Source organism: Methanospirillum sp., from assembly GCF_035560735.1.
Lineage (GTDB): Archaea > Halobacteriota > Methanomicrobia > Methanomicrobiales > Methanospirillaceae > Methanospirillum.
Window position 1 is genome coordinate 1 of the sequence record NZ_DATMYY010000050.1, and the last position, 7,585, is coordinate 7,585.

The 7,585-nt window shown below is 44.9% G+C and carries 8 protein-coding genes; 1 reads left to right on the forward strand and 7 read right to left on the reverse strand.

All coding sequences use genetic code 11. The annotated features are described in order from the left end of the window. The first annotated feature begins 24 nt into the window (after positions 1–24). Positions 25–1,365, forward strand: a complete 1,341-nt coding sequence (purB, locus tag VN429_RS01300; protein ID WP_325628960.1) for an adenylosuccinate lyase — start codon at positions 25–27, stop codon at positions 1,363–1,365. Between the two features lie 53 nt (positions 1,366–1,418). Here purB and VN429_RS01305 read toward each other — a convergent pair whose 3' ends face one another. From VN429_RS01305 to VN429_RS01335, 7 genes are all read right to left on the reverse strand, one after another. After that, positions 1,419–1,949, reverse strand: coding sequence for an FxLYD domain-containing protein (locus VN429_RS01305; protein WP_325628962.1), 531 nt, complete (start codon positions 1,947–1,949; stop codon positions 1,419–1,421). 69 nt (positions 1,950–2,018) lie between these two features. After that, positions 2,019–3,056, reverse strand: a complete 1,038-nt coding sequence (locus tag VN429_RS01310) for a M42 family metallopeptidase (RefSeq protein WP_325628964.1) — start codon at positions 3,054–3,056, stop codon at positions 2,019–2,021. 4 nt (positions 3,057–3,060) lie between these two features. Next, positions 3,061–4,161 (reverse strand): pyridoxal phosphate-dependent aminotransferase, encoded by a 1,101-nt coding sequence (locus VN429_RS01315; protein ID WP_325628966.1) that lies wholly within the window; start codon positions 4,159–4,161, stop codon positions 3,061–3,063. Between the two features lie 4 nt (positions 4,162–4,165). After that, positions 4,166–4,765, reverse strand: coding sequence for a 6-phospho-3-hexuloisomerase (gene hxlB / locus VN429_RS01320; protein ID WP_325628968.1), 600 nt, complete (start codon positions 4,763–4,765; stop codon positions 4,166–4,168). Between the two features lie 91 nt (positions 4,766–4,856). Further along, on the reverse strand, positions 4,857–6,368 hold the full coding sequence (locus tag VN429_RS01325) for an MBL fold metallo-hydrolase (RefSeq protein ID WP_325628971.1): 1,512 nt from the start codon (positions 6,366–6,368) through the stop codon (positions 4,857–4,859). Between the two features lie 11 nt (positions 6,369–6,379). Then, a complete protein-coding gene (locus VN429_RS01330) occupies positions 6,380–6,688 on the reverse strand; it encodes a hypothetical protein (protein ID WP_325628973.1) in 309 nt (102 codons plus the stop codon). A 2-nt stretch (positions 6,689–6,690) separates the two neighbouring features. Then, a complete protein-coding gene (locus VN429_RS01335) occupies positions 6,691–7,566 on the reverse strand; it encodes an Mrp/NBP35 family ATP-binding protein (protein WP_325628975.1) in 876 nt (291 codons plus the stop codon). Positions 7,567–7,585: the final 19 nt, after the last annotated feature.

The window sequence follows — 7,585 nt, forward strand, 5'->3', positions numbered from 1 at the left end:
ACTCATGAAAGAGACATATAATCAATGGCAATACATCCGATTGAATTCAGGTACGGGACACCTGAAATGAAGGCGGTCTGGACCGAGGAACATCGGTTTCGTCGAATAATTGATGCAGAAATTGCACTTGCCCGTGCGGAAGCCAAGGAAGGTATGATTCCCCTGGGTGCAGCTGATGCAATTGCAGCATCAGCAGCTGATGCGAGTCTAGAGCGGGCCAAGGAGATCGAAGATGAGATTCACCATGATATGATGGCCATCGTCAGAGCAGTCTCTGAGGTTTGCGGTGAGCCTGGTAGGTGGGTCCACTATGGTGCTACTTCCAATGATATCCTCGATACAGCCACTGGTCTTCAACTAAAGGATGCAACAACTATCCTCAATATAAAACTTCGGCATCTTCTTAAAGCTCTTCTTTCCCGGGCCGAAGAGACAAAAAATCTTATTTGCATGGGCAGGACACATGGGCAGCATGGTGTTCCCACCACTTACGGTCTCAAGTTTGCAATCTGGGCGAGTGAAATAGGGCGCCACATTGAGCGGCTTGAGCAGATGATTCCCCGGGTATGTGTTGGCCAGATGACAGGTGCCGTTGGAACCCAGGCTGCAATGGGAGATCATGGAATAAATGTTCAGACTTATATGATGGAGTTCCTTGGTATCGGGAGCGTGGATGTATCAAATCAGGTGATTCAGCGTGACCGATATGCAGAATATTTCTGTTTCCTTGCAAACGTTGCAACAACACTTGATAAAATTGGTGTTGAGATTCGTTCCATGCAAAGAACTGAAATCGGCGAGGTGGAGGAGGCGTTTGGGGCCAAGCAGGTTGGGTCCTCAACAATGCCACATAAGAGAAATCCCATACGCAGTGAGCAGGTATGCGGACTTGCCAGGATTGTCCGCTCCTCAGTTGAACCTGCTTTTCAGAATAATACTCTCTGGGATGAACGTGATCTTACAAACTCATCACCAGAAAGGATCCTCTTTCCTGAAGCAACCATCCTGTGTGATCATATCATCAAACTGATGGCAACAGTGATCGAAGGACTCGTATTGAAACCAGACCGGATACACAAAAATCTTATGTTTCTGCATGGGATCAACATGGCCGAATCGGTTATGATTGAACTGACGAAACGGGGAATGGCCAGACAAGAGGCACATGAAATTATCAGGGTTAAAAGTATGGAGGCACTTGCAGCAGAAAAACCGCTTTCAAGCCTCCTTGCTCAGACACCTGAAGTGACCCGGTTTATCCCTACCGCAGAGATTGAAAGCCTTCTTGATCCTAATAATTATATGGGGACATCAATAAAACAGGTTGACCGGGTAATTGAAAAACTGCAGCCACTCTGCCCCTAATTTTTTACAATATTTCCCCCTTTTATCGAAATACTGCAGGAGTATGATGATGACTATCCAAACACTCCTGCATATATTGAACCATACTGTTCAAACTGGAAATCAGATCGCTCAATTGGATCTGTAACAAATTTCCAGGTTGATTTTGGTGCCAGATAATCTATTGAAGCATAGGCATTTCCAATCTGATCTCCATCTGCATTATAAAGATTGAAAGTGATCACAATGAGATCTATGGTCTTTTCATCAAGATTTTTGATTTCACCTTTAATCACTGAAGTTGACTTAGAGATGCGTTCAATATTGGTCTTAATGATCGAGAGATTAACCTGGCTAGCCTGAGTACTTTTAATATATCCATATGGGCGCTGGACATACATGGTCATACCTGGGGTAACATCTTCCTTTTCTACTGAAGTCTGTGTCTGGTACTGGGCTGCATCAAAGACAGGAACAGAATTCTGTGGTGGTATCCCAAACGATGGTAATGGAATATAATCTGCTGTAACTGAAGAAAAAAGCAGTATTGCAATTCCGCATATGGCGGTAATAGAGAGAATCACCGGCAACAGGTGGCCGTTCATAGCATTGAATCAACATCTGATAAGAAAATAATTACGAAACCGGCCTCCCGGACCGGCCCATAATTGATATCAGAGTTTAGGTTTTTTCTTCAGTGCTTCTACGAGAAGATCTATGCTACTGTAAACATCTTTGAGATCAACCATCTCAACTGGTGAGTGGATATATCGTGCCGGAACTGAGAATGGAATGCTTGGAATTCCATCCCTAACCAGGTGGATGATTGTTGCATCTGTGTTGCCACCCTCTCCTACTTCTAACTGATAGGGTATCTTCGCCTTGTCACCTGCACTTCGCAGCCATGCTGTCAGGCGTCTGTCTGCAAGAAGGCCGCGTCCAGCTGCGCTTGCTAAAACCAGTACTGGACCCTTCCCCATCTCTGGTGACGCATCTTTACGGCTGACTCCTGGATGATCTCCTGGAATTGTAACATCGGTTGCAATGGCAATATCCGGATTGAGAGCAAAGGCACTGACTTTGGCTCCTTTGAGCCCTACTTCTTCCTGTACTGTAAACACCCCGTAAACCGTCATCGCGGTTTTCATCTGTTTGATAACTTCAATAAGGACTGCCACACCAACCCGGTTGTCAAGTGCTTTACCTGATACCCGGTCTCCTGCAAGATGTGTAAACTCTTGATCAATGGTGACTGGTGTTCCAATCTCAATACCCAGGGCTGCTACTTCTTCAGCAGATGTGGCGCCGATATCGATGAAGAGCTCATCAATTTTTATCTCTTTCTTTCTATCCTCGGGAGTCATAATGTGTGGAGGTTTTCCACCTAGGACACCGGGAATTGGTCCCTTGGTTCCATGAAGAATAACCCTTCTTGTATACATGCTTGGGTTATACCAGCCGCCAATACCAACGAATTTGATGAACCCCTTCTCATCAATATACTGGACCATGAGGCCAATTTCATCCATGTGCGATGCAATCATAACAGAAAAATCAGATCCCTTCTTAACAGCTATCAGGTTTCCTAGGGAGTCTTCTCTGAATTCATCCACATGTCCGGAAAGTTCCTTTCTGATAATATCCTTAATGTTGTCTTCAAACCCGGATACCCCATGGGCATCAGAGAGTTTCTTGAGTAAATCGTAAACCATGAATTCACCTGACTACTTTGCCGATACGTTCAAGCGCAGCGGCAATATTTTCACGAGATGTTGCATAACTAAACCTGGCATATTCCGAAGCATTTTTTCCGAATGCATCACCCGGAACAACAATGACTCCTGAATCCAGTATTTTCTTCGTTGTTTCCTCCCCCATTGGGACAAAGGCATAGAACGCACCTTCAGGGATCGGAAACCTGAATCCAAGATCGTACAGGCCGTTGCAGAGCAAATCCCGACGTGCTTTATATTCATCTCTCATGACTGAGACACATGCCTGATCACCAGTCAATGCGGCATACGCTGCGTATTGGGATATTGAAGCTGCACAGGTCTGACAATACTGATGGATCTTGAGACACTGTTGAATATATTCAGGATGACCAGCGAGGTAACCAATCCTCCATCCAGTCATAGCATAGGTTTTGCTTGTAGCATTAACAGTCAGGACGTCGTCACCGAACTGTGCCGCGCTGGTATGCTTTGTCCCATATATGAAGTGCTCATACACCTCATCAGATAGAACTGTTACACCGGCATCGTTTGCACTCTCAACAAGCGCACGAATTGTCTCTTCAGATTCAACAGTTCCAGTGGGATTACATGGAGAATTAAGAATTAGAAGTCTGGCTCCTTCCATCTTCTCAATAGCTGCATTAACATCGATGTGGAGATTCTTGTCAAGGGAGAGTGGATCCATCACACCCCCTGCCAGGGTTGTGCAGGCCTCATACGAAACAAACCCGGGGTCTGTAATTAGTACCCTGTCACCTGGATTTACAAGAGCCTGAATTGCAATGAACAGAGCTTCTCCTGCCCCTGCAGTTACAATGACCTGGTCTGGATGATATCTGAGTCCGTTTTCTGATTTTAATTTTTTCGAGATTGATTCCCTGAGCTCTGGAAGTCCTGCATTGAAAGTGTACCCCGTTTTCCCTTCATTGATCGCCTGAATTGCTGCTTTTTTTATATGTTCGGGTGTATCAAAGTCTGGTTGGCCGAGGGCCATGCTTATCGAGTCTGGCTTGGCATTTTGGAAGAACTTCCTGATACCAGACATCTCAATATCGAGTGCCCGCTGGGCTATTTTTTTCATCTGATTACTCGATGTTTGCATGACGCCCCTTTAGTTCTGCTTCATCTGTACTTGTTATCTCCATAAGTCTGGAAATTACAGCATCACAGAATGTCATTGCGGCCGTTTCAAATAATGTTCCGAGCGGGGCAAATGAACGATGTTCTCCGAGCATCTGGCGTATTTCGAATTCAACACTCTCGTCCGGGACCTTGTCGCGGTAATTTTCTATTACCACGCATGAATCAGCCATCTTGCCAATTACCGAGTCCGGGTTAGAGGTTATCAGACAGATCCGCCCTTCAATCTCCTTCGCAGTCTGGACGATTTCTGCAATCGTCCTGGTCTTACCAGAGCCTGAAAGGACTACGATCACGTCACCTTTCTGCAGCGCTGGTGTAATTGTCTCACCTACCACGTAACTGATCATACCAAGATGCATGAGTCTCATGGCAAATGCTTTTGCCACAAGGCCGGATCTTCCAGCGCCCATCACGTAGATCCGTTTAGCTTCCATAAGTTCTTTGATGAACCGGGAAACCTCTTCATCTGATAAATGGGAGGCGATGGCGTCGATACGCGATGCCATGAGACGCATCATCTCCTGCACACGATGCTGATTCATCCAGATACAGGTTACCTTCTATGATACATCAGGATACCGTGCAACTCACAGAAATTATCGAAGTCTAGAAAAAAAGATTGAATAATATTGGTCAGGTGTCATGGTGGTATTGTTCAATCGTACCATAGGGGATTAGATCACCGTTATTTAGAATCGATAGCGGTCCATGCCCACAACATATTATCAGGCGCTTTCCATCCTTCTGTAATTCTGTATCAAGATCTTGTGCAATTTTCATGAGATCTTTACGTTCATTTTTAACGAGGTCTGGATTTACATTAACACTCCTGACCAGGTAAACAGCAAACCCATTATACTCACTCCGGTCAGGGGTGAGATGTTTCAGATTAAGAATGGTGTCTGATGTAAAGAGCAGCCCAAGTTCACGACAGAGGAGATACACCATCCCATGTTGGTGACCCCCAAACCCTTCTATTATTTCTCCTGCAATTCCATTCTCATCAAACCGACAGAGTAATGGAAAGTCACCGACTTTCTCTCCAGTTGGCGGAGGAAAAAGGTTGACTTTATCCGGTGGATGCATTCTGGCGAAGAGATTGATCATTACGGTGTAAACCTGTTCATACACAAGATCTTCTGAGCATGCCCCATATGCACGATTATTGGTCTTGATAACATTCCATGTGCCTTCATGAGTCCAAATTGGGGCATTAAAGTATCCAGCTGCACCACAGTGATCGGTATCTCCATGGGTCATGATGATTCGGGAGAATCCGGGAGCCCCATCTAGATCATAGTGTTTGAACATTTTCATGACGTCATAGTGGTAGATTCCATATCCGGTATCTACCATTATGCGCCCGGTCGGGGTATCTATTATAAAGATACTGCCGCCTCCTGGAAGCTGGAAACAGTATAACCAGATATGTGAAGTCACCTGTATCTTTTGCACATCTGCAAAAAATCCGTTCCCGGTTGTTTCTGCAAGACGTCTGCCATTTTGAAGGATCTGCTCCAGTGTTCCTTCGTATTCTTTTCCATATTCGGTCAGTTGTTGGGCAATGTGACTAAACTGATTGAGCAGATTCAGAAGGTATGGATCAGCGGTTTCACCCAGAATCTCCCTCACACGTTCGGCATAACGATGATAGAAGAGGCAACCGTCAGAGTCGTCATCACCACTGTCATATCCCTCGATTTCTATTTTGTAATGAACCTGAATTGCATCAATTAGTTTATTGGTTAGGGAGAGATCATGCACTCTTACAGCCACGTGGAGCCGGTCTGGATTCTTGCCTCTGTTATCAAATGACAATGAAGTAATCTCAGCCTTATATTCATCAAGAATCATCAGGATCCGGTGGAGAGTTCCGGGAATATCTGGTACGATGACGGTAAACCTGAATGTTTTTGGGTATCTGATCTCAGACTGTAAATATCCCTTGAGAGATAGTGCCGTCATGGCTTTCTGACAACCTTCAGATGTTCCCCGTACTGAAAGAAAAGAGGTCTTGGGATCTATCGATCGGTTGAAGTGGCATCGAGTAACCGTAATCCCTGTGTCTGCGATAATCCCTACGGCTTCGTGGATAGAGCCAGTATCAGGGATTCTGATAACAAAAAATTCGTTCTTGCAGTCCATCAGAACACCACTTATTCTGAAACATAATTTTCGCGTTCAATGAATAATCCACCAAAGATTGCACGTTCAATCATCTCTGATACATATCTCATCTTCTGTGATTCCTCCAGATCCATATTTCTGTGAATCTCAGAGTAGATTTGAACCCTGAGTAATCCAAATCTGAATTTATCTATGAGTTGTTCATTGAGTGTTCCAGCTTCACGAAATATTGGTTCTATTAATTCAGGCAGGAGTGTAATATCCTGAAGACACAGAACAACTTGATCGTAGAGGGGGATGGCCTCTTCCTTCCCACAAAGAATGCTTAAATAGTCCATTCTCACCTTTCTACAATGCTTACAAGTTTCTCCATAACAGAGTTGATTGCCTTCCAACTGGGAGTTTCATCTTTGCGCTTAATAATAAATGGACGTCCCTCATCTCCTGCCTTGCGCATCTCGGGATCGAGTGGGATACTTCCCAGAAATGGAACATGATGCTCTTCTGCAATTCTCTCGCCACCACCCTTTCCAAAGAGATCAATTACTTCACCACAATGTGGACAAGTCAGACCACTCATGTTCTCAACTACTCCCAGGACATCAAGTTTAAGCATCTCAACAAAAGTGATTGCCTTCGTTGAATCAAGGGTTGAAACATCCTGTGGTGTTGTGACTATTACTGCTCCACGCAGGTTTGGAGCGATCTGGGCGATAGTCAGTGCTTCATCCCCGGTACCTGGTGGAAGATCAACAACAAGATAATCAAGTGAGCCCCATTTGGTATCTTCAAGGAACTGTCTGATGGCTCCTGCCTTCATAGCTCCACGCCAGACAACTGGTGCAGATTTTTCTGGTAGAAGGAATGCCATTGAGATAACCTGCAAAGATCCTGTCACTCGTACGGGTATGATTTTATTATCCTCAGAACTGAGTTGGTGCTCTTCCAGCCCGAGCATCTTGGGTACATTTGGTCCGTGAATATCTAGATCGAGAAGGCCAACCTGGCGTCCATGGTTTGATAAAGCATACGCAAGGTTCACTGCTACGGTGGATTTACCTACCCCTCCTTTTCCAGATAATACAAGAATGACATGCCTGACATCGAGATTTGCTTTGGGAGGGAGTTTATTCGCCTGTCCACAGTCTGAACTCTGTTGACATGCAGAGCAGTTGTTATCACATGATTCTGGTGATTTACTCTCGTTTTCGACCATAATGGGACCTTATCTTAAA